The organism is Mammaliicoccus sp. F-M27 (genome assembly GCF_022387115.1).
GTDB lineage: Bacteria > Bacillota > Bacilli > Staphylococcales > Staphylococcaceae > Mammaliicoccus > Mammaliicoccus vitulinus.
The window spans coordinates 1-607 of the sequence record NZ_JAJNIE010000039.1 but is presented as its reverse complement, the minus strand read 5'-3'; the positions used below and the strand labels follow the sequence as shown (position 1 = coordinate 607).

At 32.8% G+C, this 607-nt stretch carries 1 protein-coding gene; it reads left to right on the top strand.

Features of this window, described 5'->3' with window-relative positions:
- Window positions 1–607: DUF3387 domain-containing protein (locus LQ598_RS13675; protein WP_239745724.1), on the top strand; the 607-nt coding region annotated here is incomplete at both ends.

The window sequence follows — 607 nt, the reverse complement described above, 5'->3', positions numbered from 1 at the left end:
CATTTGCATTATGTGCAACTGAGGAAGCTGCTCAAGAACTGAATAGTGAAATTGCGTTTTTAAAAGCAGTAAAATCGGGACTTGTTAAATTATTAGCTCCACCTAGTGAAGGAAGCAACCGTAAAAAGACACCTGCTGAAATAGAAGCAGAAATAAATCAATTGATTTCAAAGTCAGTTGTAACTGAAGAAGTTGTAGATATTTATCAAACACTCGGAATTGAAAACCCAGATATCTCAATCTTGTCAGATGATTTCTTAAAAGATGTAGAAGGATTACAGCAAAAAAATGTTGCAGTTGAGTTGTTGAACAAATTACTTAAAGGACAAGTTAAGTCATTAATGAAAACAAACGCTACAGTGTCTAAGAGGTTTTCTGAGATGCTAAGTAAATCAATACAAAAATACAATAATCGTTCTATTGAAGCTTCAAAAGTAATAGAAGAATTAATTCAAATGGCTAAAGAAATTAAGCAAGAACAAAAACGAGGTAATGACTTAGGTTTAAGTACTGAAGAAATTGCATTTTATGATGCATTAGCTTCACATGAAACGGCAAAAGAGGCAATGGGCGATAAAGAATTAAGAGCCATTGCACATGAATTAAC